The organism is Prauserella halophila, assembly GCF_024171895.1.
In the GTDB taxonomy this organism is placed as follows: Bacteria; Actinomycetota; Actinomycetes; order Mycobacteriales; family Pseudonocardiaceae; genus Prauserella; species Prauserella halophila.
This window is the reverse complement of record NZ_JAMTCQ010000009.1, coordinates 916437-940949: the sequence shown is the minus strand read 5'-3', so window position 1 is coordinate 940949 and position 24513 is coordinate 916437. Positions and strand designations below refer to the sequence as shown.

The window sequence follows — 24513 nt, the reverse complement described above, 5'->3', positions numbered from 1 at the left end:
CCAGACCCTCTTGGCCGTCTGGACCGGCGCCTGCCACACCTGCCACCAACGCCTCCCGACCAGCTGGCAACCCCCTCACCACCAACGATTACACACCTAACAAAGCCCTACTAGCGGCACCTATACCCCGGGGCCTACTCTCCAGAGTGAGCGCTAAGCGCAAGGAATCGTTCAAAGTACTGCGTCAAGACTTCGATCACGCGCTCCTTCGTGTAGGCATGACCGCCCTTGGCGGCGAACCGAGATACAGATGGGAGAATCTTCGTGATCTCGGTTCCCGATGTGCGAAGCTCCCCGTCACGGAACGCGCTTTCGACAAAAGCCCGCGTCGGCTCCGGCTTCAGGTTCTGTTCCACAATAATCGCCTCGAGTTCCGCCTCCCTCTTTGCGGCGACGTACGCGTCCCATTGCTCACCTACTGCAGTGTCCAATGATACCTGGGCGACGAAGTCCTCAACCAGGTCTCGTTTGCTACGCAACGTCGGGCTGGCGTCGATCGCCTGAGTGATCTCGGCACGGATCTCCTTGTCGTCGCCGTCGCCGTGTTCGGAGCGCAGCTTTTCGACGAGCAACAGGATGTAGTCGACGTTGATCTCAACCTGTTTGACCAGTTCTATCTCGAAGACAACGTCGTCATTGACCGCCTCCTTGTCCCCATCGCGCGCCTTACGGAATTCGGCGTAGAGGTCAAGATACACACTGCGGTAGTCCTGCTCCTGGCGTTCGGCGAGCAGGTCGTTGCCTGCGAAATCGTCGAATGATGTCAGGATATTGCGCAGACGCAGGATTGAGCCGAACAGGCCGACGAAGTCTTTCTGTTCCTGCTCCCCCACGATCTGCTCGCCAACTGGGAAGTCACGCAGCAGTTCGTCGACCTTGTCCGCGTATTCGTCATAGTACTCGTCGTACGGTTTGAGCAGCACGACACCGCCGGCATCCCGGTTTCCGAACAGCTCGAGGGCGGCGTTCGTCTCCTCTTCCAGGTCGCGGAAGGCCACGATGTTTCCGTAGGTTTTGACCGAGCTGAGGATGCGGTTCGTCCGCGAATAGGCTTGCAGCAGCCCGTGCGCGCGCAGGTTCTTGTCGACGAACAACGTGTTCAGCGTGGTGGCATCGAACCCGGTGAGGAACATATTCACCACGATCACAAGATCGATCTCTCGGTTCTTCAACCGCTGCGAGAGGTCCTTGTAGTAGTTCTGGAACCTGTCAGCTGACGTGTCGTAACTCGTACCGAACAAATCGTTGTAGTCCTGAATCGCTTCTTCTAGAAACTGACGGGCATCCACGCTCAGCCCGTCCGTGTCGAACGCCTCGTCGTCGATGATGCCATCCTCGGCAACATCGTTGGCCCCGTAGGAGTAGATGATCCCGATCTTCAGGCGCTTGTTCGGTGGCAGCTGGCCCATCTGCCGCGTGAACTGATTATAGTAGACGCGCGCCGCTTCGATGGAGGCCGTGGCGAAAAGCGCGTTGAAACCGCGCATTCGCTTGTCTTTCCGAATTTCCTCAGTCTTGTTGCGACTGCGCGCCGATTCGGTGACGTTCGTGACCACGGAGTGCTCGTAGGTCGACCCTCGCTTCGTCTTCTGATCGAAGTGCTCGAGCGTGTAAGCCACGATCTCGCTGATACGCCTGGGATCCAGGAGGGCCTTTTCCCGGTCAATCGACGAGACCTGTTTGTCGTCGGGGTTCCCGACCTTGATCGTGTTGACATAGTCGACGCGGAACGGAAGGACGTTCTTGTCAGCGATGGCGTCGACGATCGTGTAAGTGTGGAGCTTGTCGCCGAACGCCTGATCGGTCGTCTTCAGCTGGGGGTTGCCGCCGCTGCTCGCGTTGACCGCGAAGATGGGCGTGCCGGTGAAGCCGAACAGGTTGTAACGCTTGAAGGAACGTGTGATGGCAGTGTGCATGTCGCCGAACTGGGAGCGGTGGCACTCGTCGAAGATGATGACGGCGTGGCCCGAGAAGATTTCGTGACCCTTGTTCGCTTTGACGAATGTGGACAGCTTCTGGATCGTGGTGATGATGATCCGAGCGTTCGGGTCTTCAAGCTGCTTCCTCAGGATCGCGGTCGATGCGTTCGAGTTTGCGGCGCCCTTCTCGAACCGGTCGTACTCGCGCATCGTCTGATAGTCGAGGTCCTTGCGGTCGACCACGAAGAGCACCTTGTCGACGCTCGGCATCTTGCTCGCCAGCTGCGCCGACTTGAACGAGGTCAGTGTCTTCCCGGAACCCGTCGTGTGCCACACGTACCCACCGGCTTGCACCGTACCGAGGGTCTTGTAGTTCGTGGAGATATCAATCTTCTGGAGAATCCGCTCGGTCGCCACGATCTGGTAGGGGCGCATGACCAGCAGCTCTCGGTCTGCGGTGAGCACGCAGTACTTGGTAAGGATGTTGAGGAGGGCGTGCTTCGCGAAGAATGTCTTGATAAAGGCGGGCAGTTCGGCGATCGCCTTGTTGTTCGCATCCGCCCACCAGCTGGTGAACTCGAACGAGTTGCTCGACTTCTTGCCCTTGCCCGGCCTCTTCGCCTTCCGCGTTTCCTTCAGGTGCTTATCGCGGGTGCTGTTGGAGTAGTACTTCGTCAGCGTGCCGTTGCTGATCACGAACAGCTGCACATACTCGAAAAGGCCTGAGGCTGCCCAGAAACTGTCCCGCTGGTAGCGGTTGATTTGATTGAACGCCTCGCGGATGTCCACGCCGCGCCGCTTCAGCTCGATGTGCACCATCGGCAGCCCGTTGACGAGCACGGTCACGTCGTAGCGGTTGGCGTAGTTCGCGCCGCCATCGCCGGTGTCACCGTCACCCTTGGCGATCTCGTACTGGTTGATGACCTGCAGCTGGTTGTTGTGAATGTTCGCCTTGTCGATCAGCGTAACGTTCTTTGTCGACCCGTCGTCACGCTCGAGGATCTGGACGTGATCCTCTTGGATCCGGACGGTCTTCTCGACAATGCCATCGTTCTTGCCGGCGATCTTGGTCGCGAAGAACGTCTCCCACTCGGCGTCCGAGAAGGTCATCTTGTTGAGCTTCTCAAGCTGTGTACGCAAGTTGGCGACAAGTTGCGACTCGGAGGTGATCGGCAGGTACTCGTACGCCTGCGCCTCAAGCAGGCGGATCATCTCGCGTTCAAGCGCGGCCTCCGACTGATAGGCCTCCGACTGCGACGAATCCTGGACGTACTCTGCAACGACCGTGCTCTCCGAAGAGATCGCGATCGGATCGAACTTGCATGCCGGTGCTTCACTCATGCGGTCAGCTCCTTGAACGTCAAGAGACGGTCACGGTAGTGCTCATACTGCTTGCGACGAGCGGCGAGCTCGGCTGGAAGGCCAATGCTGATGTCGTTGACGAGGGCGTCGAACTTATCGAGCACGTCGACGATACGGCGTTGCTCCTCCATCGGCGGCACGGGAATCTCGATCGCACCGAGGCCAGATGCCCCGACGCGCTTAACCTTCGCGCGCGAAACGTGGCGTTCCTTCTGCCGATGGAAGTCGGCTGTCTGGACTGCATATGCGACGTACTTTGGGTCGAGATCCGACGAGAACGCGAATGTATCGTCGTGGGTCGCGATCGGATCGTCTCCGAGCCAGGCCACCGCCTTACCTACGTCCTCAACAGTCTCACCCACGCCCGCGAAAATGACACTGCCAGGTTGTGCGAACCGGAGCTGACCGCGAAGTTCGGCACGAACGTGCCGCACGGCCTGACGCGCGGACGTTCCATACCCCGTGTATATCTCCCCGTAGTGGAGGCTTGGAATCCCCTCCTCAACCACGTCATCTTTGGTGAACCGGCGCCCACGGACGAACGTGCCCAGATCACTGAGACGAGCTCGTGCATCACTCGATTGAGTTACGAGCGCGTCCCGATAGTGCGCAAACTGAGCGCGCCGCGCTTCCAGCTCTGCTTCCAGCTCCTCTTCCAGCTCCGCTTCCAGCTGAGTGAACTTATCCAATACTCCCACGATCTCGCGCTGCACCTCGAGAGGTGGCACGGGGATCCGTATCTTCTCCAACGAAGCACCAGAAACGCGGCGCACCTTCGCGCCGGAGATAAAGCGGCGCTTCTGGTCCTGAAACGAAGTCGACTGGAAGAAGTAGGCCATGTACTTCGGCTCGAGTTCGTGCCTGCAGATGTACGCGTCACCACTAAGCACAACTTCGGTGTCACCAAGCCACGCAGTTGCCTTCGCGACTGCGTCGTCGTCCTCACTTGTCGTCGCGATCAAGAGATCGCCAGGCCGAGCGTGACGAAGCTTGGCCGCAATGTCCTCGTCTGTAAACGACCTCGTCTTGGTTGTCCACACTCCGTAGTGTGTGTGGATCTGCCCATAGTGGACAGCTGGTACGCCCTCCTCACGAAGGTCGGCCTTCTGCAATCCGCTCCCGCGTATGAACTCGCCAACCTGGCCGAGAGTCTTGTGCTCCACCCCGTCTGGGCACAGTTCCTCTATCAATTTATCAATGCGGTTCATGCGAAGAAGTCCTCGTCGATCTCGACGACCTTGTAGGTTTCCTTGACCTGCACGCCGACGCCGTAGCGGATCATCAGGCTGGTGAGACGCTTGCCGTCGATCAGGATGATGCGGGTCGGCACGTTCTCGGCGTAAGTACGGGCGTTATCCGAAAAGCGGCTGGTCGTGATGAACACGCCACTGTCGGCCTTGCCACTGAGTGCGCCGACGAACGCCTGCAGATCCGGACGACCGACGATGTTCTCGTCCTTGTAACGCTTGGCCTGGATGTATACGCGGTTGAGACCCAGGATGTCCTGGTCAATCACGCCGTCGAAACCACCGTCATTGCTGAGCTGCGTGACGTTACCGGTGCCCGCCGTGCCGCCGTAGCCCATCGCGAGCAGCAAATCTACGACCGCCTGCTCGAAGAAGCCGGGATCCTTCCCCTGCAGCCGGGTGAGGAGCTCGACCGTGATCTCGTCGTGGATGCGTTCGATGCCGCTCTGCACCTGCTCGATCGGCGTCATCGAAGACTCGTCGATCGCGGCGACGGCCGCGCTGCTGGTCTGCTTGTTCTTGCTGGTCGCGACATAGACGCGGATCGGCGAGTTCGGGTCGTCACCGAGCGCCGCGATGTCACGCTCCTTGACGCCGTTAGGAAAGAGCTTGACAAGCTCCCTGCCCGCGTCAGTGATCTGGTAGTGACCACGCTGTGGACGAGTGAACGCACCGACATTTGTCATGAACGAGACTGCCCACCCGATGCGGTTCTTGTACTTGACCTGCCTGCCGGACGGGAGCAACTCCTTCCTCTGCTCATCGTTGAGCTGCACCTCGTCGGCCACCAGCGGCTGGAACTCACGCCGGTGGCGAACGACGTCGTCGCTCATCACCTTGAGCGTCGGGATCATGAAGCCTTCCCAGTTGGGCATGTTAGTCACTACTTTGTGTCCTCCAGATCCGCCACGATCTCGTCGATCGCCGTACGGAGTTCTGCCTGCCGCTCGACGATGCGGGCGATCTCAGCGTTCAGCTCGGTGATGTCGATCTCTTCGCGGGTGTCCGCCGCCTCCACATAGGACGACACGGCGATGTTGTAGTCGTTCGCGGCGATTTCCTCGACTGCGACGAGCTTCGTGATGTGGTCGACATCCTCGCGCGCAGTGAACGCGTCGAGGATCTTCGACTGGTGCGTTTCCAAGAGTTTGTTCTTGTTGCCGGCACGCTTGAACTCCGCCGACGCATCGATGAGCAGCACGTCGTTGGTCTTCTTCGACTTCTTCAGAACCAGGATGCAGGTCGCGATCGTGGTGCCGAAGAATAGGTCCGGCGGCAGCTGGATCACGGCGTCGACGTAGTTGTTGTCGACCAAGTACTGACGGATCTTCTTCTCCGCCCCGCCTCGGTACAACACGCCTGGGAACTGGACGATCGCAGCGGTGCCGTTCACAGCCAGCCAGCTGAGCATGTGCATCGTGAAGGCGAGGTCGGCCTTCGACTTCGGCGCCAACACCCCGGCCGGGGCATACCGCTCATCATTGATCAGCAACGGGTTGGCGTCGCCTTCCCACCTGGTCGAGTAAGGCGGGTTGGAGACGATCGCCTCGAACGGCTCGTCATCCCAGTGAACCGGGTCGATCAAGGTGTCGCCGTGCGCCAGATCGAAGTCAGCGTAGTTGATGTCGTGCAGGAACATGTTGATCCGCGCGAGGTTGTAGGTGGTCAGGTTGATCTCCTGGCCATAGAACCCCTTACGCACGCGATCCTTGCCGAGGACCTTCGCGAACTTCAGCAGCAGCGATCCGGAGCCGACAGCCGGGTCGTAAACCTTGTTGACCGTCTTCTTGCCCACCACTGTGATCTTTGCCAGCAACTCCGAGACCTCTTGGGGCGTGTAGTACTCACCGCCCGATTTGCCCGCGTTCGCCGCGTACATCTGCATGAGGTACTCGTAGGCGTCGCCGAACATGTCGATCGAGTTGTCCTGGAAGCTGCCCAGCGGCATGTCACCGATCTTGTCCAGCAGGTCGGCGAGCTTCCGGTTGCGCTGCGCGACCGTGCTGCCAAGCTTCGGGCTGTTGACATTGAAGTCGTCGAACAGACCCTTCAGGTCGTCTTCGCTCTCGGTTCCGAGCGCCGATCCCTCGATGTTCTTGAAGACTCGCTCGAGCGTCTCGTTCAGGTTCTCGTCATACTGGGCGCGCGTGCGCACGTTGACGAACAGCTCCGACGGCAGGATGTAGAAACCCTTCTCGGCTACCGTCTCGGCACGACCGTACTCGGCCTCGTCGTCGCGGAGAGTGACGTAGTCGAAGGTCTCGTTACCGGCCTCTCGCTCGCTGTTGTTGAGGTACGAGGTCAGGTTCTCCGAGATGAACCGGTAGAAGAGCATCCCGAGGACATAGGACTTGAAGTCCCAGCCGTCGACGGTGCCGCGCAGATCGGTCGCGATCTTCCAGATCGCCTTGTGCAGCTCTGCGCGCTGCGCTTCCTTGGTGGTCGGTGCCATGTTGTGTTGGTCTCCTGCGCTCACAGCGCGTTAGGTTCTGCCGGGTCGATGGGATCACGATATCGGTGCCCCCTGACGTTCCACGGTTCCGACATCGGGGTGACGCTCAGGTGAGAGCGGCCGCTGGGACAGCGAGCGCCAGCCACACGCCACCGACCAGGTGCCATACGGCGTGAGCTGGGGTCACGCCTAGAACGCTGTCCAGAACCACGGCCGGTCGACCTGGCCGCGTAGGCAGGCGATGCGGTGGCGCGTCTCACGTGCAGCCTGGGCGCTGGCAACCGCTTTGCCGAGTACGAAGGCGACCCAGCGCAACTCCTGGCTGTCGGCGAGGACTCGGAAGGCCGCCGTGGTCGTCACGTCGTGGCCGCCGTAGGCGGTCACGAATTCCTCGTAGTCCGCGCGGCTCACGCGCGCGAAGTCCGTGTGATCCACCGCTACGGGAATGAGATCCCAGTCCTGGTAGCCACGGGAGACGTGTTCGAGATCCAGCAGGATCGGCGGGCCGCCTGCCACGGGTACGGCGACGTTGCCCTGCCACGCGTCGCCGTGCACGACCCCGTCACGACCATCCGTCGCGACCTTCGCAAGCCGTCCGCGCAGGTCTTCGACCCGCTTGCCCAGGCAGGCCCGATCGTCGCCGGGCACATGATCCGCGGCGGCGATGCGCTCCGCGACGCCCGACAACGGGTCGAATCGAGGCAACTCCAGCTGGTCGGGAGCACGCAGCGCATGCACTTCGCGCAGGACGGCGCCCAGCTCGGCCGTGGTTGCCGGGCGATGCTCCGGCAACTCGTACCACCACGTGACCGGACGTCCGTCCACCACCGTCGGTTGCGGGACCTCGTCGAGCGCCCTCACCACAGTGACGCCGGACGACGCGAGCCACCGGGACACATCGATCTGCCGAGCCGCGATGTCACCGGTGCCCGTCGGCCCGACCCTCGCCACGATCCTCCCCTGCAACCGATACATGACGTTCGAGCCGTCACGGATCAACGAGGCTGCCGTGACATCCAGACCTGCCTCGTCTGCCGCCACGGTCAGGACTTCCTCTGCACTGGTCAACGGTCGGGCCACGTCGCCGATGGTGTCACCCGAGGCGCGCGATCTCACGTCGCAGGTCGACAACATCGCCGACCTGCGCATACGCACTCGCCGCCTGCGCCAGGCCATGCAGTTCTGTTGTCAGCCGCGTAGATCGCACGGCCGCTGCAGCCAGTACAGCCTCGTGCCCAACCTCCACAGCCTGTCGCGGATGGCCGGTCTCAATCAGCAGCGAGGCCAGCCGGGCCTGCGAGAACGCGCGCGACCGCGGATACGCCGCCGCCTGTAGCTCGACCGCCTTCGCAAGCCGGCCTGCCGCCGCTTCCGGGTCGTCGCCGGAGCGAGCGATCGGGATCAATGCTTTGCCAGTACTGCCCTGATGCTCTGCGGCGTCGTAGTAACACAACCACGGCGGATCCAGCTCGGCATTGCGGTCGACGAACTCGGCGTCGGCACGGTCGATCTCGGCGCACGCGTGCGCATGCCTGCCGGTCAGCGCCAACAGACGGGCGCGCAGCGTAGCCAGCATCACTCGTGCCGTCGCCGTGACCCGGTCGGAGCGGACCTGTGCGTACTCGATCAACTCCAACGCCTCGTCGAACCGGCCCCGGTACGTCGCCTTGCGCGCCATCTCCGCCAGCGTGTTGGCGCGTAGATCCCACGATCCCGCCTCATCTGCGCACCAGAGCGCGAACGCGAAACACCGATCAGCGACGGTGTGTTCGGCGATGTCGAAAGCCGCGAACGCGGCCACGCCAGCCATGTTCCCAACCGCCTCCGCCATGTCCTGCCGCACAGGCCGCGACGCCGGGACATCGAGCAGTCTCCCTGCCCAGCGCAACTGCGCCATCGACGCCTCGCAGGACACTCCACCACCGAAGAGATTCTCCGCCGACGCAACCGCCCGCGTCGCCGCGCGCACATGCTCCACGTCGGCGTTCCCCAGACGTCTCGGCACCGGCGTCTCCACCACCGTCGCTGCGAGGAAGTCCTGAGGACGTGCACCGAGATTGGCATTGCCCGGACGCACTCGGACTGCAGGCTGCGACGACGATCTCGGCGAGACGGCACGCGGCGCAGAGGCACCGCCGAGAAGTTCCGAGAGCTCGGCTGCCGTCACCTCCAGTGCACGCGCCAACCGTGGCTGCAACTCCGGCTGCGGATTGACCGCGCCGGACTCCCAGCGGTAGATCGTCGACCGCTCGACGCCCAGCAGCTCAGCCAGCCGTTCCTGCGTCAACCCCACCGCGGAGCGGCGACGCGCAAGGCCCTCCCGCCTGCTTGACATTCACTCGCCCCCATCAGCGCCCGTAACTCGTCCAACGATCTTCGCAGGTCACCGCCCTGCTCGCAGCATCTCTGCAGCATTCGTGCAGCAATCCTGCTCTGGCTCATGCAATCCGCCACCGCTTCACTCGGCCTTCGGCACCGACGCACCGGCACACACCCACCGGCGGTGCCGACGACATGGAGCGGCGCCCAGCGTCCAGAACAAGGCAGACACGTATCAAGAAAGACGCGGCTACGAGTGATGACCACTGCGAGTGACCAGATCCAGCTCGACTACGTCCATCTGAAGTTCGACGACGTGCCGGGCTTCCAGGTGGCGAACGACGCCGTCCGGCATCTGACGCGGTTCGCGACCCCGCCGCCGGCAGGGACCGTCGTGGAGACCCTGTGCGGCGCCCTCCATGAGATGCCGCTGCGCACACCACGCCACCCGCCCGAGCCGCGCTTCGACTGCACCTTCTGCCAGCTCGAATACCTGGGGCTCGACCCGTGATCGAACAGGACCGCCGACTGCTGGCACGAGCCGCGCAGCTGAACGCCGACTTCGGCCGTGCCGTCTCGGATCTCATGGCACACCAGCACGATGGCCAACTCCCCGCCGACGCTCTGCGCGCCATAGGCAGATCACTGGGCGAGCTGGCCGCAGCCTTCCTCGCCCGAGAATCCGAATTGGACGGACACCCGGCACCCGCCCGCGTGGTCATCGACGCGCACACCGAGTAGGAGGTCGACATGAGCATTCATGAACAGGCACAACAACTCGCGGCACTCTCCGAGCAGGTGCCCGACGGGCAAGCACAAGCGGTACTCGGCGAATTGGAGACCCTGCGGCACCAGGTCCACGCAGTCCTCGGCGACACGAGCAGTGCCGCCGAGATCCACGGTGCCATCGCACAGGCATCCGAGCAGCTGCACAACGTCGCCTCCGCGTTGGAGCAGGCCAAGCTCGTGATCCAACAGAAGGCCGAACACCACATGCTATGACCATGCGCGATGATGCCGAGCGACTGCGTGTGCTCGCCGCGTCAGTGCCGGCCGACCGCGTAGCCGACCTGACCTCGCATTCGGAGTCAGTCGGCATCGCACTCGCCGAGCTGCTCGGCACCGACGACACGGTGGGCCTCCTCCGCGAGGCACTCGCCGCCGCGGAGGCAAGCGCAACCACCTTGGTGCACGTGCGCGCGTTGCTCGAGCAAGCCGCTGACCATCACACCGGTGCCGCAGCCGCGGCCGCCGCTGCCGGGAGCTCCACCCCGCAGACTGAACGGCTCCACCAGGCACGACAACGGGTGGGCAGCCGAGCCGCACCTGGAACAGCAGCGGTCGGTGAGTGGGTCCGTTCCGACGGGTGGTCCGTACGCATCACCAGCGGAACCAGCGACGACCACCACAACAAGACCGCGCAGTACTTGCGGAGCCGATCAGACCTCTCGCCCGCCGTTGTACAACTGGCTCGGCACGTCGAAGTGAAGATCGCAGTTGCCATGCGCGAACAAGGTGGACGGGACGAAACGGTGGTGATCGACCGCGAGGTGTGCGGCACCCGACCATTCGACCGAGCGCAGCCGTACACGTGCGACAAATACCTCGCACGCCTGCTTCCGGCAGGCGCACGCTTGCGGGTTGTCCAACCGGACGGCACAGTCCGGGTTTACACGGGAGAGGAGTCCTCATCATGAAGCTGGTCGCGGCAGTACCGACGTTCCGCGACGGTGTCGCTGGCGGCGAAAGCCTGCCACTCGCCACCGACGACGATGTGACACGTCTACTCGAGCTGCTTTCCCGGGACGACTCCGACACCGCCAGCATCCAGGGCATCGACGTCGTGCTCAGTGCGCACATCCAGCACGGCTACGGGTACCTGCTCTACGCCGGGCCGGACGGCTACGTCGCCAGCCACGGCGACCCGGCGTCTCCGGCGATCGAGTCGGAAAGCGGATTCCCCGCAGGGAGCGGCCTTGCGCTCGACACATTCACCGAGGCGATCCGGGAGTTCACCCACACCGGCCGTCTACCCGAAGCGGTGCCCTGGCGCGACGTCGGCGCTACCTAGCGCCTGGCCGGCGACGGCTCAGCTCGGCGGGAACGCCAGCACATGCATCAGGCCGACCTGCGACGACGCGCCCACGATCTCGCCGCGTTCCATCTTCTCGCGCACCGACGACAGCGGGAGCCACGCAATCTCCTCGGCCTCGTTGACATCCGTCGGATCACCGACATACTCCGCACCGAGCGAGACATACAGCCGGTTGTCCGCATCCGCCGAGCCCACCATCGGCTGCGTCGACAACAGCTTGCGCACATCCCGAGGCCGCCAGCCGGTCTCCTCCTCGACCTCACGTGCCGCCGTCACCGCCGGGTCCTCGTGCGGGTCGACATAGCCACCCGGCAACTCCCACACCCAACGGTCAAGAATCCACCGGTGCCGCCACATCATCAGCACCTGCTCACGCGCATCATCGAGCACGACCATCATCGCCGCCGCAGGTAACCGCAGCACGTACTGCTCGAACGTCACCCCATCCGGCAACTCCACCGACGCGATCGACAACCTCAGTTTGCGCGTGTCATCCACCAGCCGCTCACCGTGGATCGTCCACTGCGTCAGCCCGCTGCCCACAGCCCGCACCGTACCCGGCGCTCGAGACAGCGACGCCACAACTCCATACCTGAACTCGGGCCGACGTGAACCGCCCAGATCTCCGTGGAGTCGGCCCCTAACCGTTCGGTGACGAGTCCACACGGACCTGCACTTCCGGGGTCAGAACGCGGGACTAACCGAGCACCGCAGCCAACGAGCGGTTCAGTCCCCTTCCTCGGCCGTCTCGACCACCTCCGTCGCCGCGAACCGGGCGGAGTCTCCGCTGCACACCTGCTGCACAAGTCCAGGAGACCTCGGACGGAACCCGTTGACGGCTGCACGTCACAGGCCGGTAAGTGTGTACCGCATGGGCACCCCATACAGCTCCACCTTCCCCGCCACGCCGCCCGCTGACCCTGACGACCCCGCCAGCGTCGCCCAGCACGACCAAGCTGCGTTTGAGCAGATCGAGCGGATGCTGTGCCACTGGGACCGGCCCCATCGGCGTTCGTACCACTGGATGATCACGCTGGACCAGGATCCCCGCGCCATTGAGTTGAGCCAACGCTGCCAAGCGGTCCTCCCCGGAGACAGCCTGGATCTGATCCCGCCGGAGAGCCTGCACTTGACCATACGGCGTCTCGGGTACGTCGACGACGTTCCCAGTGACAAGCTCGACACCGCCGTCGCTACCGTCAACGAGCACTGCCAGGGGACCACTCCCTTCCAACTCCACCTGCTACCTCTGGCGGGCTCACCTGGCGCTCTTCGGCTCAGCGTCGCCCCGTGGTCCCCACTGCTGTCCCTGCATCGAGCGGTGTCCGCGGCGTCGGGCTACGAGGAGGCCGAACCGCTAACCCTGTACCGACCGCACGTAGGCGTTGCCTACAGCAGCCGGGTGCAGGCACCCGCCCCCTTCATCACAGCTACTCGCGAGGCTCAGTCGCTGCCGCCTGCCGAGATCGCCATCAGCGAGCTGCGGCTGGTGGAACTCCACCGCACCGACCACCAGTATCGATGGCAGGTTCTCGAACGCCTCTCCTTCGCCGGCGAAACGATGCCTTGAGAATCGGCCGGCTTGCTCACACGTGCCGGCGTGTTGACATCGGAGTCCCGCCAGTGGTTCCGCCAGTGGCGATCAGTCCCCTTCCTCGGCCGTCTCGGCCACCTCCGCCGCCGCGAACCGGGCGGAGTCCTCCTCCGCCGCACCGTCGTCGATGTCACGCGGCACGGTCTTGCCCATCGCGTCCTCCACGAGCCGGCACAACGATTCACGCCGCGTTGCGAAGTACGTCGCGAAGTCGTCGGCGCGCAGGTGTCGGGCCGGAACGAGGTGAGTATCCAGCAGGTCGTCGAGTGCCGTCGCGCTGATCTGCGCTTTCTGCTCGATCTTCGCCAGGTAGGCCGACGGCGCCACCCCTCCGATCGTGCGGTTCGTCCGCGCCGACAGGGCCGTCTTGTTGACGATGCTCTCCCGCAGCTCCTCGTCGACCTGCTGATCGGCGCACCACTTCTGCGGGAAGATATGGTGGATGTCGACGGCCAGGTTCACGTACTGAACCTTGTCGAACGCCTTGTCCTCCATCCAGTCGCGAGCCCCGCGCGCCAACAACAGCGCATAGATGCCCTTGTATGCCGCCGCGTTCCGGGTCCGCAGCGAATGCAGCCGCGACTCGACGAACGTGGCGTCCTGCACGGTGTAAGGCGTCACGACGTCCTCGTCACCACGCGCCCACGCGGGCACCTGTTCGACATCCCGCACGAAGCGGGTTTCGATCGCGCTCCCGTACAGCTCACCGAGGATGCCGCACCAGAACCAGCGGATGATGCGCTCCCGCGGACCGATGAGATCCGCATCCGCCCCCATCACGACCCGGATCACGGCGAGCGGCACCAGCTGCTTGGGATACGGGAGGAACCTGACGTCGAAAATGTGCCGGTCCGCAAGGAAATCCGCCGCCCAGATGAACGCCTCCCGCAGCGGACCCACCCACTCGAGGTAGTCCGCGAGCGTCAGCTTGAGGACGTCCTCCCGCTTCGCCGACACCGCGGCCGGCCGGGCACTCGTGTCCTCCTGGTTCCGCTCGAACGTTGCCAGCAACGTCACGGCCTGCAGAAAGTCCGTGCTCTCCAGCCCGCCCAGCACCGGATACGCCGCGAACTTGCGCAGCGCGTCCTGCCAGTCGTCGTTCAGCCGGAAATCCGTGCCGTTGGCGTCGAAATAGTCCTTGTCCCCGGCGAACGTCGCAGTGAGGAGCTCGAACACGTTCAGCGACAGGCCGCCGGTGTTCACCTTCTCGAACACGGTCGCCACCGCCGCCTTGCTCGTGGCGTTGTCGAGTTCGATCGCCGGGATGTTGTACGTCGTGGCGGACTGCAGTACCTCAGCGTGGAACTGGCTCGCGAGATCGGTGTCCTGGCACGCGAACAGCCAGTTCACCGTCTCCGCACCACCGAAGAGCAGCCGCAGCGGGAAATACCCCGCCTCCCGTTGCTTCTCCGGTGTGGACAGATCCCGCACGACGTCCTTGCCGAAGTTCGTCCGCACGACCCCGTCACCGGGAACCGACACCACCGCGTCGTCGATGCGGTCCTCACCCTCGAGCGCCAGCCGCATGTCGACGAAGTAACACCGTTCGAGCAGCTTGCCGCGACTGTCCATCGTCGACACGACACCGCTGCCGCTCAGCGCCTGGGTGAGCGACGTGAGCCGCTGCTGGCCGTCCAGCAGCAGGTGCTCGGGAACCGCGTCGGCGGGCGGATCGGCACCTTCGAGGGGTTTCGGTTTGAACCGGACCTGCTCGTTGCCCGTCTTCAGCAGCATCACGACACCGAGCGGATGACCACGCAGGATCGTAACCAGCAGCTGCCGGATACGCTCGTCATCCCATTTGTACCCGCGCTGGAAATCGGGCAGCTGGACCTTGCCACTGCGTGTCCACTTGAGATAGTCAGACAGCTCGTGGAGCGGTGTCTGGAAACCCATCCATTCTCCTAGAACGAAACTTTCGATGATGGCCGGGCCGGTGACCGCAGCGGTGCAGGGCGCACGAGACACGAAGCCGTGCCGATGCTCGCCGCAGCCGCGACCGTGGTCAACCACGACACGATTAAGATCCGAGGCCCGTCCGGCGGCAGCGTCCGCGCAACACGGGAGGCATTGCCCAGCCTTGCTCGCCGCAACGCTATCCCGGACGGTCGTCCGGGCCACGGGACGGCTCGACGAGCAGCCGTGCGCGGCGGATCAGGTGCCGCACCTCGTCCGTCGTCGGGCTCAGCTCGAACGCGTGGCGGTGGCAGTACCGGCTGAGCCCCGACCACGCCGTGTGAGCAGCCTCGGCGACATCGGCGTCCACGAGCTCCCGCAGGACGATCAGCCGCGAACGACCGTTCGCACGCGGAATCTCCACGCCCGCATCGGAACACAATTGCCGCATCCTGTCCTCCACGGCCTGCCGCGCCACGAACGCCGCCGCGCGCGTCACCTGGGACGCCGGGATTCCGCGCGCACCGTCCAGGATCGCCACTGCCTCCGCCAGCAGCCGCCCCGCGGCCGCGTCCTCACCCGCGCTCATCAGCGTGTGCTCCGCAGATCCTTGACGAGGTTCTCCACCGACCTGACCGCATCGAGCGGGTCCCTGTCCAGCTGCCCGTGGGCCCCGCCGGTCACGAGGCCGAACGCCTCGCTACGCCCCGGCCCCCGCCGCTTCCAGCCACTGATGTCGGCCTCCGGATCGCCCTCGACGACCAGCGCGATCCGGTTCTTCGTCCGCTCCACGGACCGCCAGCCGTCCTCGACGTCGGTTCTCGCGTCGCCGCGGGTCAGCCTGCGGTTCAGGTACAGCTCGTGGCAGGCCGCCTCCACCGCCTGCCTGCACAGCCCCGGCAGCACGCGGCGGCGCACTTCGTCGGGAACCTGCTGGTCCTTGCAGATCGCGAACGCGTCGTCGAGCAACCGGCGCGCGGGGTCCTCGCAGTTCGCGACCGTCACCGCCGACTCGCTGTCACGATTGACCTCCACGATCCGCGCGTCGACCCCGAGCTGCCGAACGGCCTGTGGCAGCCGGTCGTCGTGCGAGAACACCACCACCTGACGGTCCCGCGCGAAACCGGCCAGCACCTTGACGAAACTGTCCACCTTCGCCGGATCCATCGCCTGAATCGGATCGTCCAGCACCACGAAGCGGAACGGACTCGCCGGCGCGGTCGCCCGCGGCAGGAACAGCGCCAGCGCGAGACCGTGCAGCTCACCCTGGCTCATCACACCCAGCGCCTCCGCGTCGGCACCGTCGACGTCCGCGTACAGCTCGAGCTGACGTCGCGTCGCCCGTCCCTTGAACCGGATACCGCCGAGCTCGACATTGCTCTCCTGCTTCAGTGCGGCCCAGATCTCGCGGGCACGCTCCTCGAGGGCGGCGAGCCGGTTGTTCCGCAACTGTTCCCGCACCCGCCTCATGGCGTCCCGCCCGGCCTTGGCGCGTTCCAGCCGCGGCTGCTGCGCCGCTGCATCCCGGGCGAGCTTTACCCACTCGCCCAGGTCGAGCGCGTGCGAGGCCCACGCGTCCTCGTGCTCGGCAAGCAACTGCCGGGTCTCGTCCCTGAGACTCGCCACGGCCTCGGCCAGCTCCGGGTGGACACGCTCCACATGGGAGGCGCGCTCGACGTCGTTGTCCGGCAGGTCCTTCCAGCGGCGCACCGCCTCATCGGCCGCCGCCCGCGTGCTCAGCGAGAACTGCTCCGGAGTGGCCGGAATCAGGACACCGTCGACGACGTCGGCCAGCCGCCGACGCGCCCGTTCGAGCCTGTCGCCCGTGGCGCGCCGCTGCTGGGACTCGGCACGCTCGGCTTCGAGCGCGTCCTCGACCTGCTGCCGCCAGGCGTCGTCCAGCGTCCCCTCTCCGCACACCGGGCACTCGATGTCGCCTTCGTGCGCGTGGACGTCGAGCGCGTTGCGCAGGAGCGTGGTGCGGCGATCCGCGAGCGTCGCGGCCTGGTCGGCGAGTTCTGCCCACGCCCCGGCGGCGCCGCGCAGTTCCCCGACAGCCTCAGCGACGACGTCGTCGGCGGGGATCGTCACCTCGGCCAGGGTGCGCAGGCCGTCGATGCCACGCTGAGGCGCGGCGCCCGTCGCAATGCGTTCCACCTCGTCGACGTCCGGCCGGTGTTTGCGCAACTGCGCCAACGCCGCGTGGGCACGCTCGTCGTCGACGCCGTCGAGCTGCTTCTTCAGTTCCCGCGTGCAGGCCTTGCGGGCTTCCTCCGCCTCCCCCAGACGCTTCACGACGTCGGTCAGCAGCTGCTCGGTGTCGGTGGCCTGTTCGAGCCCGAGGACCTCGTTGATCTTGTCGTGCAGTTTGCTCGGCTCGGACTCCAGCAGACCGCCGAGCTCGTCGTAGGACAGGATCGGCTGGTACCGCTCGATATCGCGGTCCCACCCGAGCGAGTCGAGCCCCTCCTCCTGGCGTTGACCTGCCCGCTGGAACCAGGACTTGCGGTCGGCGAGGTCGCCGGTTCCAGCGGCCCAGGTGACGCCGACGGTGGCCGCGCCCTGCCCTTCCACAGCCAGTCCGATACGCACCTCGCACGGCTCCGCCTGGTGCAGGTTGCGCCAATGCTGCTGCCACACCGCGGCCTTCCTGCCGTTCTGCTTGTTCCAGCGGTACGTGTTCCCCGTCAGCGCCACCTCGATCGCCTCGGAGAAACTCGACTTGCCGGAACCGTTGCGGCCCGCCACGATCGTCAACCCCGGCGCCGGATACAGCGGCAACGTCGCCTGCGGTCCGATTCCGCGGAACCCGCTCACCGTCACCGATTCGATGAACGCACCCGACGGCTCGGGGCTGTCTTCGGTGTCGGTTTCCGCCGGTGCCTCCGTCTCCGTCGTCGGCACCGGTGCCGAGTTGTCGAGCATGTCGGCGAGCTCGTCGGCGCCTTCGAGCGCTGCCAGCACGACGTACTGGGCATCCGTCTCAGACGCATCATCGGCCTCGAGCAGCTCAGTGATCTCGTCCGTCAACAACGTCCGAGTGGAACCACGGGTGTCATTCATCGGAACCTGCCTCCCTTGTCGCCGTGGCCTTCGTCGGGGAGGCGGGCCGCTGTTACGGGGTGTACCGAGCCGATACTCGAGCGTTACCGATTTCGTACAGCGGCGGTCGGACCGATTGGAACAGTGGCCAGGGTGCGCCGTACGTCACGTACCGGATACCTAGAGTGGCGCCGTGACCATCCGCGCGGTGTTCTTCGATGTCGGAGAGGTACTGGTGGACGAGACCACCGAATGCGGCCCTGGGCCGACTGGCTCGGCGTGCCACGGCATACGTTCTCGACCGTGTTCGGCGCCGTGATCGCACGCGGCCTGGACTACCGCGAGGCGTTCCAGGTGTTCCGGCCCGGATTCGACCTCGACACCGAGCGGCGCCGCCGCGCCGAAGCCGGCCAACCCGAAACCTTCGACGAGAGCGTCCCGCCATCGAGCTCGGCATCCGTACCGCCGTCGTCCGGCGCGGGCCGTGGGGCCACATCCTCCGCGACACCGTGGCCACCGACGTACTGGGCACCGACGTCGAAGCGTCCTGCCTGTTCCAGTTGGACGACCTCACCACGCTGGACAAGCTCGTCCGCGAGCACAACGCGCAAACCGCAGCGTAGTTAGGCCTCCCCGACCGCGCTGGACAGCGCGGTCGGACAACAAAGAACCGCTCGCCGGTGCAAAACCGACGAGCGGCTCAATCTACGCATTTCGTTCCACGGGACTCTCAGCCCACGAGGCCCACAGGCGCTCTGCCGGGTGCACGAATGCAGAACACGCGGGCCTGAGTGCAGGACACGCGGGTCAGGTCGCGTACGACCACGTTTCGTGCGGACACAACACCTGCCCCGGAATCCGCAACACGGTCCCCGGGAAACGCAACACGAGCCCCGGAAGGTGCAACACGGGCTCCGGAGGGTGCAACACGGCGGTGTGCCCACCCGCCGGGGCGGCGGGGCGGCGGGGCGGCGGGTCAGCCGGATTGGGCGGCTCCCGGGCCTGCGGCGGGGAGGAGCGGGTAGGCGACGCGCACCCCGGCGGCGTCCAGGCTGCCCTTCAGGTGGCCCCGCAGTTCGCGGCCCATGGCCCACTGGTCGCCGGGCTGCGTCGTGACCATGACCCGCACGGTGACCGCACCGTTGCCGATGCCGACCACACCGCTGATGTTCGGCCGCTCGATGATCTTCGGCGCGAATTCCGGGTTGTCCGCGAACTCGTCGATGCTGCGCTGGATGACGGCCTTCGCCTGGTCCAGGTTCACCGTGTAGTCCAGCGGCAGCTCCACGACCGCGTTGGCCCAGTCCTGGTTCATGTTGCAGACACGCATGATCTCGCCGTTGCGCACGTGCCACAGCCCGCCGTTGAGGTCACGGATCTTCGTGATCCGCAGCGTCACCGCCTCGACGGTGCCGACCGCGTCACCGACGTCGATCACGTCGCCGACGCCGTACTGGTCCTCGACCATCATGAACATGCCGGACAGGAAGTCCTGCACAAGGCTCTGCGCACCGAAACCGATCGCCAGTCCGAGCACACCGGCGCTGGCGATGATCGGGCCGATGTTGATCCCGAACTGGCCGAGGATCGTCACGAACGCGATTCCGAAGATCACGAACGACGCCACGCTCTTGAGCACCGACGCGATCGTGCCCGCCCGCTGGCGCTGCCGTTCGCCGCGGCTCTCCTCGCTCTGCTTGACGACCCGGCTGGCGGCCCTGGTCTTGGCCTTGTCGATCCGCTCGCGCGAGTTGACCATCCGCCTGGCCAGCTGGTCGACGACCCGGCCGACGATCGCACGCAGCACCAGCGCGACCACCACGATGATCACGATGTTGATCAGACCGGACACGAACGCCGTGGAATTCGCTTCGAACCATTCCACAAACGCATTCGCCTGGACACGAGGCATGGGCGCGGGTCTCCCCTCTTCCGCTGGCAGCGGACACGTACGGCGTCACCTGGCAGGGTAGGCAGCCACCCACGCACCTCTCGCACGCGGGGCTCCGCACTCCCCTGACCGGCCGCTCAGGTGAACGACCGGCCGACCCTGCCCGACCGCCGCGGCTCCCTGCCCGACCGCCGCTGCCCCCTGTCCGACCGCCGCGGCTCCCTGTCCGATCGGGCAGGTACCCGCTACCGCAAACGGAGGGTGTGCCCGCCGTCTGACCGGCACTAGCCTGGTGACAGTCCAGCACCGCGGCTGGCAGATGAGGAGGCGTTCCGCGTGCTTCATCCGACCCGGGCCGCGCCGGAACTGTCCGACGCCTTCGGGCCCCGCGCCCGGCTCCCGCGACTACCGGCCCCGCCGCCCATCGAACCGCACGACCGGGGCATCGAACTCGCAGGCCCAGGCAGCGCGCCCGCATACCCCGACCCCTCCACGGGTCTCGCCAAATTCCACGTACCGGAAATCGTGTTCGGCCCGCACGCGCTGGCCGAACTCGGCCACTGTGCGCTGCGCGTCGGCGCACGCAGGCCGTTCCTGGTCACCGACCCCGGCATCGTGGCGGCCGGCTGGGCCGCCGAGGCCGTCGACCACCTCCGCGGCGCGGGACTGCGGCCCGTGATGTGGTCGGACGTGACACCCAATCCCAAGGACAGCGAAATCGCCGCCGCCTACGAGCACTACCTCGACAGCGGTGCCGACGTCATCCTCGCCGTCGGCGGCGGCTCCTGCATCGACGCGGCCAAGGGCGTGGCGATCCTGTCCTCCAACGGCGGGACGATCCTCGGCTACGCCGGCGTCGACAAGGTGGTGCAGCCGATCCCGCCGCTGGTCATGGCGCCGTCGACGTCGGGGTCGGGTGCCGACGTGTCCCAGTTCGCCGTCATCACCGACACCGACCGGCACATCAAGATCACGATCATCAGCCGGACGCTGGTGCCCGAGATCTCCGTCATCGACCCGCGGCTGCTCACGACCATGCCGGAGGAGCTCAACGCGGCGACCGGGCTCGACGCGCTCACCCACGCCATCGAGGCCTACGTCTCGCGGGCACACAACCGGCTCACCGACCACCACGCACTGCACGCCGCGCACCTGATCACCGGCAACCTGCGCGGCACGACCCTCGATCCGCGACGCGCCGCCCCGCGGATCGGTATGGCGCAGGGCGCACTCGAAGCCGGCATGGCCTTCACCAACGCGATCCTCGGCATCACACACGCGATGAGCCACCAGGTCGGCGGGCTGCTCGACACCCCGCACGGCGTGCTCAACGGCGTCCTGTTGCCCCACGCGATCCGGTTCAACGCCGCCGAGGATCCGCACCGCTACGTGCCGCTCGCGGCGGCCGTCGGCATCGACGTCGAACACAGACCCGCCGACGAGGTGGCCGACGAACTCGCCTCCTTCATCCGCACGCTGGCCGACGACGTCGGCGTGCCGAAGGGCCTGTCCGACCTGGGCGTCAGCGAGGCCGACCTGCCGACACTCGCCCGCACCACCCTCGACGACGCCTGCCTGGCCACCAATCCGCGGGAGGTCGACATCGCCGACGTCTTCGCCCTGTTCCGGCACGCCCTCTGACCCGGGATGCCGTGACACTCGTGACCGCGACCTCCATGACCGTTGTGAGGAGCCCATGACCTCGTCTGCGCACAACGGTTCTACGCACACCGGTTCTGTGCACACCGGCTTCGGCCGTGACGAGGCCGACCTCGGCGCGCTCACCGGCGTGCGCTCGGGCAAACGGTCCTTCTACCCCGAGTACGTGCGCTCGGCCGAACGGCTGGAGAACGCCGTGCGCGCGCTCGACCGCATCTCGCGCGCGCTGGTCCGCACGGCCGAGGGCCCGCGCGAACTCGTCGAGGCCGTCGCGGTCGCGGCGGCCGAACACCTGCACGCCGAGTGGCTGCTGGTCGCGGTCGCCGACGGGGCGCTGCAGGCCGCCCGGCCGCGGTTCCTCGTGCTGTACGGCGGCGAACTGATCGACGACGAACGGGCCCTGCCCGCCGAAGCCCTGCCCCACCTGCACGTGCTGCGAGGCCGTCCGTGGGAGGCCGAGGACGATCCCGGCGACGGCATCGTGCGCGTGTCGATGACCCTGGACGGCGAACCGATCGGCGGCATCGCCGGGCTGCCCGCCGCGGCCGTCGAGGTCGCCGACACCGACCTGGCGATCCTGCGGGTGCTCGCCAACCAGGCAGCGGTCGCGCTGCACAACTCGTTCCTGCTGCACGCGGCGACCACGCTGCGCGGCAGGACCGAACAGCTCTCCGAGGCAGCCGAGCAGCAGGCCAAGGAACTCGCCGAGACCCAGCAGCGCCTGATCGAGTCGATGCAGCGGCAGGCGCTGGACGACGAACGGCATCGCATCGCCCGCGAACTGCACGACAGCGTCACCCAGGACGTGCTGTCGGCGGGCATGACCGTGGAGGTGTGCCGGGCCGACCTGGCGGCGAGCGGTGAGCACGGGGGGCTGGTCGACCAGCTCAGCGCCGCCAAGGACCTCACGGGGCACGCGGTGGAGCGGCTGCGCGCCGCGATCTACGCGCTGCACAACGGCGCGGAGGAACCGCCCGGATCCCTGCCCGTGCTGCTGGAACGGCTGTCGTCGGTGCACCTTCCCAGCGACCTGAAGGTGCAGGTCCGCATCGCAGGGACGCCGGTGCCGCTGCCCGGCGAGGTCGAGCACTCGCTGCTGCGGCTCGCGGGCGAGGCACTGTTCAACACCGTCATGCACACGACCGCCGACGAGGCGCTGGTGCGGCTGCAGTACCTGCCGGAGCGGATCGTGCTGTCGATCTCGGACAACGGCGAGGGCGATCCGGCCCAGCTGCGCAGGACACTCAAGCTCACGGCCGCGACCGACCTGGCGGGCGTGCACCGCGGCCTGGCGAACATGCAGGACCGGACCCGCGAGCTGGGCGGCACGATGTCGATCCGGCGCTCCGAACTCGGCGGGGTCATGCTGGTCCTCGACATTCCCCTCCCCCTGCGGAGGCACGGAAAGGCGGCGCCATGACCACACCACCGTCCCGGGCGATGCACCCGGATCCCGGACCGGCGCGACGTCCGAACCACGAGACGGAACGGCAATCCGGCAGCGGCAGGCGCGATCAGCTGAGCATCGTGCTCGTCGACGACCACGCCATCGTCCGCCAGGGTCTTCGATCCATTTTGGACCGTGAGGAGGACATGCGGGTGGTCGGCGAGGCCGCGACCGCCGCCGACGCACGCACGGCGCTCGAACAGCTGCGCCCCGCCATCGTGCTGCTCGACCTCAAGCTCGGCACCGGTTCCGACACCGAGGGCCTCGACCTGTGCTCCGAGATCACCCGGCGCTACCCCGAGGTCGGTGTGCTCGTGCTGACCACGTTCCTCGACGACTCCTACGTGCTGGAAGCCGTGCACCGCGGCGCGAAGGGCTACGTCATCAAGGACGTCGACACGAGCGAGCTCGTCTCGTCGATCCGCACCGTCGCGCGCGACGAGAGCGCATTCGACTCGCGGTCGGCGTCGGTGATGGCCCGTTCGCTCCGCACGAACCCGGACGAGCCCGCGCTCACCGAACGGGAACACCGGGTGCTCGAACTGCTCGCCTCCGGGCTGAGCAACCGCATCATCGGCACGACCCTGTTCATCTCCGAGACCACGGTCAAGTTCCACGTCCGCAACATCATGCGCAAGCTCGGCGCCTCCACCCGCGCCGAAGCGGTCTACGAGGCCAGCAAGATGAGCCTCATCTAGGACGTGTCTCCCATTCCCGTGGTGAGGGTCGCGACAGTCAGGTCCTGATCATCGGCCTGGCAGGTCGGCGGAGGCGAGTTCCGACAGCGCGCCGGTCAGCTGCCTCACGAACCGCTGGCGGCGCTGTTCGCTGATGCTGTCCAGCGACAGGTAGGGGTTGAGGTCCTCCAGCTCGACCAGCAGCAACGTGCCCTCGGCAGTGCGGCACGCGTCGACGCGCTGGATGCCGTGGCCCACCCCGTTCCAGTCGATGAAGCGCCGGGCGAAACCCAGGTCGGCCTGAGTCGGCTCATACGCCCTCAGTTGCCAACGTTGCGCGGGGTCGGGCGTGTACAACGCGTATTCGAAGGTGTGGTCGATGAAGTAGAACGAGACTTCGTAGTCGATCTCGACGTGCGGCTGGATCAGCACGTCGCCCTCGCCGATACCGCGGAGCTGCGTCTGGTCCAGGATCCTCAGTCCCACCGAGTCGGCGCCGAATTCAGGCTTGACCACGTAGGCCTGGCAGTCCGGGAGCCGGTCCAAGCCCTCGATGCCCGCCACGGTGGGAATCACCGGGTAACCGGCCTGATACAGGTCGACGAGGTACTGTTTGCCGACCATATCGGCTTTGCCCGTCAGCTCGTTGAAGACCCGGGCACCGGTAGCCAGGGCATGTTCGCGGAACGCCTCGTACTGGTCCGGGTAGTAGATGACCGGACCGCTGTTGCGGACGAGCACGACATCGAACCGGTCCATCAGCGCCAGGGCGCCGGTGGGATGGCACAGGGCCACGTCGAAGGCCTCGCGCAATTGAGAGGACAGGTAGATGTCCTCATCGCAGTACCGGCGCCCGCGCGCTTCGTACGACAGATCGGTCACGAAGAGCACACTGGGCTTGCCGGAAGACACG

At 65.9% G+C, this 24513-nt stretch carries 21 protein-coding genes; 9 read left to right on the top strand and 12 right to left on the bottom strand.

Going from position 1 to position 24513, the window contains the following annotated elements; all coding sequences use genetic code 11:
* Window positions 1-134 precede the first annotated feature (134 nt).
* From LY41_RS10555 to LY41_RS10530, 6 genes are all read right to left on the bottom strand, one after another.
* On the bottom strand, window positions 135-3260 hold the full coding sequence (locus tag LY41_RS10555; RefSeq protein WP_253863692.1) for a type I restriction endonuclease subunit R: 3126 nt from the start codon (window positions 3258-3260) through the stop codon (window positions 135-137).
* A complete protein-coding gene (locus LY41_RS10550) occupies window positions 3257-4489 on the bottom strand; it encodes a restriction endonuclease subunit S (protein WP_253863691.1) in 1233 nt (410 codons plus the stop codon). Before LY41_RS10550 ends, LY41_RS10555 begins: the two co-directional genes overlap by 4 nt.
* Complete coding sequence (locus tag LY41_RS10545; RefSeq protein ID WP_253863690.1) at window positions 4486-5403, bottom strand: restriction endonuclease; 918 nt, start codon at window positions 5401-5403, stop codon at window positions 4486-4488. The genes LY41_RS10550 and LY41_RS10545 overlap by 4 nt, the downstream gene beginning before the upstream one ends.
* 8 nt (window positions 5404-5411) lie before the next feature.
* Window positions 5412-6980, bottom strand: coding sequence for a type I restriction-modification system subunit M (locus LY41_RS10540; RefSeq protein ID WP_253863689.1), 1569 nt, complete (start codon window positions 6978-6980; stop codon window positions 5412-5414).
* Window positions 6981-7169: 189 nt separating this feature from the next.
* Entirely contained in the window at window positions 7170-8060 is an 891-nt protein-coding gene (locus tag LY41_RS10535) for a phosphotransferase (RefSeq protein ID WP_253863688.1), read from the bottom strand.
* Window positions 8061-8073: 13 nt separating this feature from the next.
* Window positions 8074-9315 (bottom strand): helix-turn-helix domain-containing protein, encoded by a 1242-nt coding sequence (locus LY41_RS10530; protein ID WP_253863687.1) that lies wholly within the window; start codon window positions 9313-9315, stop codon window positions 8074-8076.
* A gap of 243 nt (window positions 9316-9558) precedes the next feature.
* Here LY41_RS10530 and LY41_RS10525 point away from each other — a divergent pair, with 243 nt between their 5' ends.
* Genes LY41_RS10525 through LY41_RS10505 form a run of 5 tightly spaced genes read left to right on the top strand, consistent with a single transcriptional unit; the run spans window position 9559 to window position 11370 of the window.
* Entirely contained in the window at window positions 9559-9810 is a 252-nt protein-coding gene (locus LY41_RS10525; RefSeq protein WP_253863686.1) for a hypothetical protein, read from the top strand.
* Entirely contained in the window at window positions 9807-10040 is a 234-nt protein-coding gene (locus LY41_RS10520; protein WP_253863685.1) for a hypothetical protein, read from the top strand. The genes LY41_RS10525 and LY41_RS10520 overlap by 4 nt, the downstream gene beginning before the upstream one ends.
* A 9-nt stretch (window positions 10041-10049) precedes the next feature.
* Window positions 10050-10301, top strand: a complete 252-nt coding sequence (locus LY41_RS10515) for a hypothetical protein (RefSeq protein WP_253863684.1) — start codon at window positions 10050-10052, stop codon at window positions 10299-10301.
* Between the two features lie 2 nt (window positions 10302-10303).
* Window positions 10304-10996 carry a DddA-like double-stranded DNA deaminase toxin gene (locus LY41_RS10510; protein WP_253863683.1) on the top strand — a complete coding sequence of 231 codons (693 nt, stop codon included), beginning with the start codon at window positions 10304-10306 and terminating at the stop codon, window positions 10994-10996.
* Window positions 10993-11370: an Imm1 family immunity protein gene (locus LY41_RS10505; protein ID WP_253863682.1), complete on the top strand. Its 378-nt coding sequence runs from the start codon at window positions 10993-10995 to the stop codon at window positions 11368-11370. Before LY41_RS10510 ends, LY41_RS10505 begins: the two co-directional genes overlap by 4 nt.
* An 18-nt stretch (window positions 11371-11388) precedes the next feature.
* On the opposite strand, the gene LY41_RS10500 is transcribed toward LY41_RS10505, so the two are convergent.
* Window positions 11389-11937, bottom strand: coding sequence for an NUDIX domain-containing protein (locus tag LY41_RS10500; RefSeq protein WP_253863680.1), 549 nt, complete (start codon window positions 11935-11937; stop codon window positions 11389-11391).
* A gap of 328 nt (window positions 11938-12265) precedes the next feature.
* On the opposite strand from LY41_RS10500, the gene LY41_RS10495 reads away from it, so the two are divergent.
* Window positions 12266-12964, top strand: coding sequence for a 2'-5' RNA ligase family protein (locus LY41_RS10495; RefSeq protein WP_253863679.1), 699 nt, complete (start codon window positions 12266-12268; stop codon window positions 12962-12964).
* Window positions 12965-13036: 72 nt separating this feature from the next.
* Here the strand turns inward: LY41_RS10495 and LY41_RS10490 are convergent, their stop codons facing one another.
* The 4 genes from LY41_RS10490 to LY41_RS10475 form a co-directional block, all read right to left on the bottom strand.
* Window positions 13037-14884, bottom strand: a complete 1848-nt coding sequence (locus LY41_RS10490; protein WP_253863678.1) for a GmrSD restriction endonuclease domain-containing protein — start codon at window positions 14882-14884, stop codon at window positions 13037-13039.
* 199 nt (window positions 14885-15083) lie between these two features.
* Window positions 15084-15473, bottom strand: a complete 390-nt coding sequence (locus LY41_RS10485; RefSeq protein ID WP_253863677.1) for a hypothetical protein — start codon at window positions 15471-15473, stop codon at window positions 15084-15086.
* Window positions 15473-17947, bottom strand: coding sequence for an ATP-binding protein (locus tag LY41_RS10480; RefSeq protein ID WP_253863676.1), 2475 nt, complete (start codon window positions 17945-17947; stop codon window positions 15473-15475). Before LY41_RS10480 ends, LY41_RS10485 begins: the two co-directional genes overlap by 1 nt.
* A gap of 955 nt (window positions 17948-18902) precedes the next feature.
* Window positions 18903-19838 (bottom strand): mechanosensitive ion channel family protein, encoded by a 936-nt coding sequence (locus tag LY41_RS10475; protein ID WP_253863675.1) that lies wholly within the window; start codon window positions 19836-19838, stop codon window positions 18903-18905.
* 315 nt (window positions 19839-20153) lie between these two features.
* Here LY41_RS10475 and LY41_RS10470 point away from each other — a divergent pair, with 315 nt between their 5' ends.
* The 3 genes from LY41_RS10470 to LY41_RS10460 are packed head-to-tail and all read left to right on the top strand — an operon-like array spanning window position 20154 to window position 23621.
* Window positions 20154-21458 (top strand): iron-containing alcohol dehydrogenase, encoded by a 1305-nt coding sequence (locus LY41_RS10470; RefSeq protein WP_425563711.1) that lies wholly within the window; start codon window positions 20154-20156, stop codon window positions 21456-21458.
* A gap of 55 nt (window positions 21459-21513) precedes the next feature.
* Window positions 21514-22896 (top strand): MadS family sensor histidine kinase, encoded by a 1383-nt coding sequence (locus LY41_RS10465; protein WP_253863674.1) that lies wholly within the window; start codon window positions 21514-21516, stop codon window positions 22894-22896.
* Window positions 22893-23621 carry a MadR family response regulator transcription factor gene (locus tag LY41_RS10460; protein WP_253863673.1) on the top strand — a complete coding sequence of 243 codons (729 nt, stop codon included), beginning with the start codon at window positions 22893-22895 and terminating at the stop codon, window positions 23619-23621. Before LY41_RS10465 ends, LY41_RS10460 begins: the two co-directional genes overlap by 4 nt.
* A gap of 48 nt (window positions 23622-23669) precedes the next feature.
* Here LY41_RS10460 and LY41_RS10455 read toward each other — a convergent pair whose 3' ends face one another.
* Entirely contained in the window at window positions 23670-24482 is an 813-nt protein-coding gene (locus LY41_RS10455) for an ATP-grasp domain-containing protein (protein ID WP_253863672.1), read from the bottom strand.
* Window positions 24483-24513 lie beyond the last annotated feature (31 nt).

Bases quoted from the DNA above. Each gene is read 5' to 3' on its own strand.
- LY41_RS10555 (WP_253863692.1), bottom strand. From the start codon at position 3,260: ATGAGTGAAGCACCGGCATGCAAGTTCGATCCGATCGCGATCTCTTCG.
- LY41_RS10550 (WP_253863691.1), bottom strand. From the start codon at position 4,489: ATGAACCGCATTGATAAATTGATAGAGGAACTGTGCCCAGACGGGGTG.
- LY41_RS10545 (WP_253863690.1), bottom strand. From the start codon at position 5,403: ATGCCCAACTGGGAAGGCTTCATGATCCCGACGCTCAAGGTGATGAGC.
- LY41_RS10540 (WP_253863689.1), bottom strand. From the start codon at position 6,980: ATGGCACCGACCACCAAGGAAGCGCAGCGCGCAGAGCTGCACAAGGCG.
- LY41_RS10530 (WP_253863687.1), bottom strand. From the start codon at position 9,315: ATGTCAAGCAGGCGGGAGGGCCTTGCGCGTCGCCGCTCCGCGGTGGGG.
- LY41_RS10525 (WP_253863686.1), top strand. From the start codon at position 9,559: ATGACCACTGCGAGTGACCAGATCCAGCTCGACTACGTCCATCTGAAG.
- LY41_RS10515 (WP_253863684.1), top strand. From the start codon at position 10,050: ATGAGCATTCATGAACAGGCACAACAACTCGCGGCACTCTCCGAGCAG.
- LY41_RS10510 (WP_253863683.1), top strand. From the start codon at position 10,304: ATGCGCGATGATGCCGAGCGACTGCGTGTGCTCGCCGCGTCAGTGCCG.
- LY41_RS10505 (WP_253863682.1), top strand. From the start codon at position 10,993: ATGAAGCTGGTCGCGGCAGTACCGACGTTCCGCGACGGTGTCGCTGGC.
- LY41_RS10495 (WP_253863679.1), top strand. From the start codon at position 12,266: ATGGGCACCCCATACAGCTCCACCTTCCCCGCCACGCCGCCCGCTGAC.
- LY41_RS10490 (WP_253863678.1), bottom strand. From the start codon at position 14,884: ATGGGTTTCCAGACACCGCTCCACGAGCTGTCTGACTATCTCAAGTGG.
- LY41_RS10485 (WP_253863677.1), bottom strand. From the start codon at position 15,473: ATGAGCGCGGGTGAGGACGCGGCCGCGGGGCGGCTGCTGGCGGAGGCA.
- LY41_RS10480 (WP_253863676.1), bottom strand. From the start codon at position 17,947: ATGAATGACACCCGTGGTTCCACTCGGACGTTGTTGACGGACGAGATC.
- LY41_RS10475 (WP_253863675.1), bottom strand. From the start codon at position 19,838: ATGCCTCGTGTCCAGGCGAATGCGTTTGTGGAATGGTTCGAAGCGAAT.
- LY41_RS10465 (WP_253863674.1), top strand. From the start codon at position 21,514: ATGACCTCGTCTGCGCACAACGGTTCTACGCACACCGGTTCTGTGCAC.
- LY41_RS10460 (WP_253863673.1), top strand. From the start codon at position 22,893: ATGACCACACCACCGTCCCGGGCGATGCACCCGGATCCCGGACCGGCG.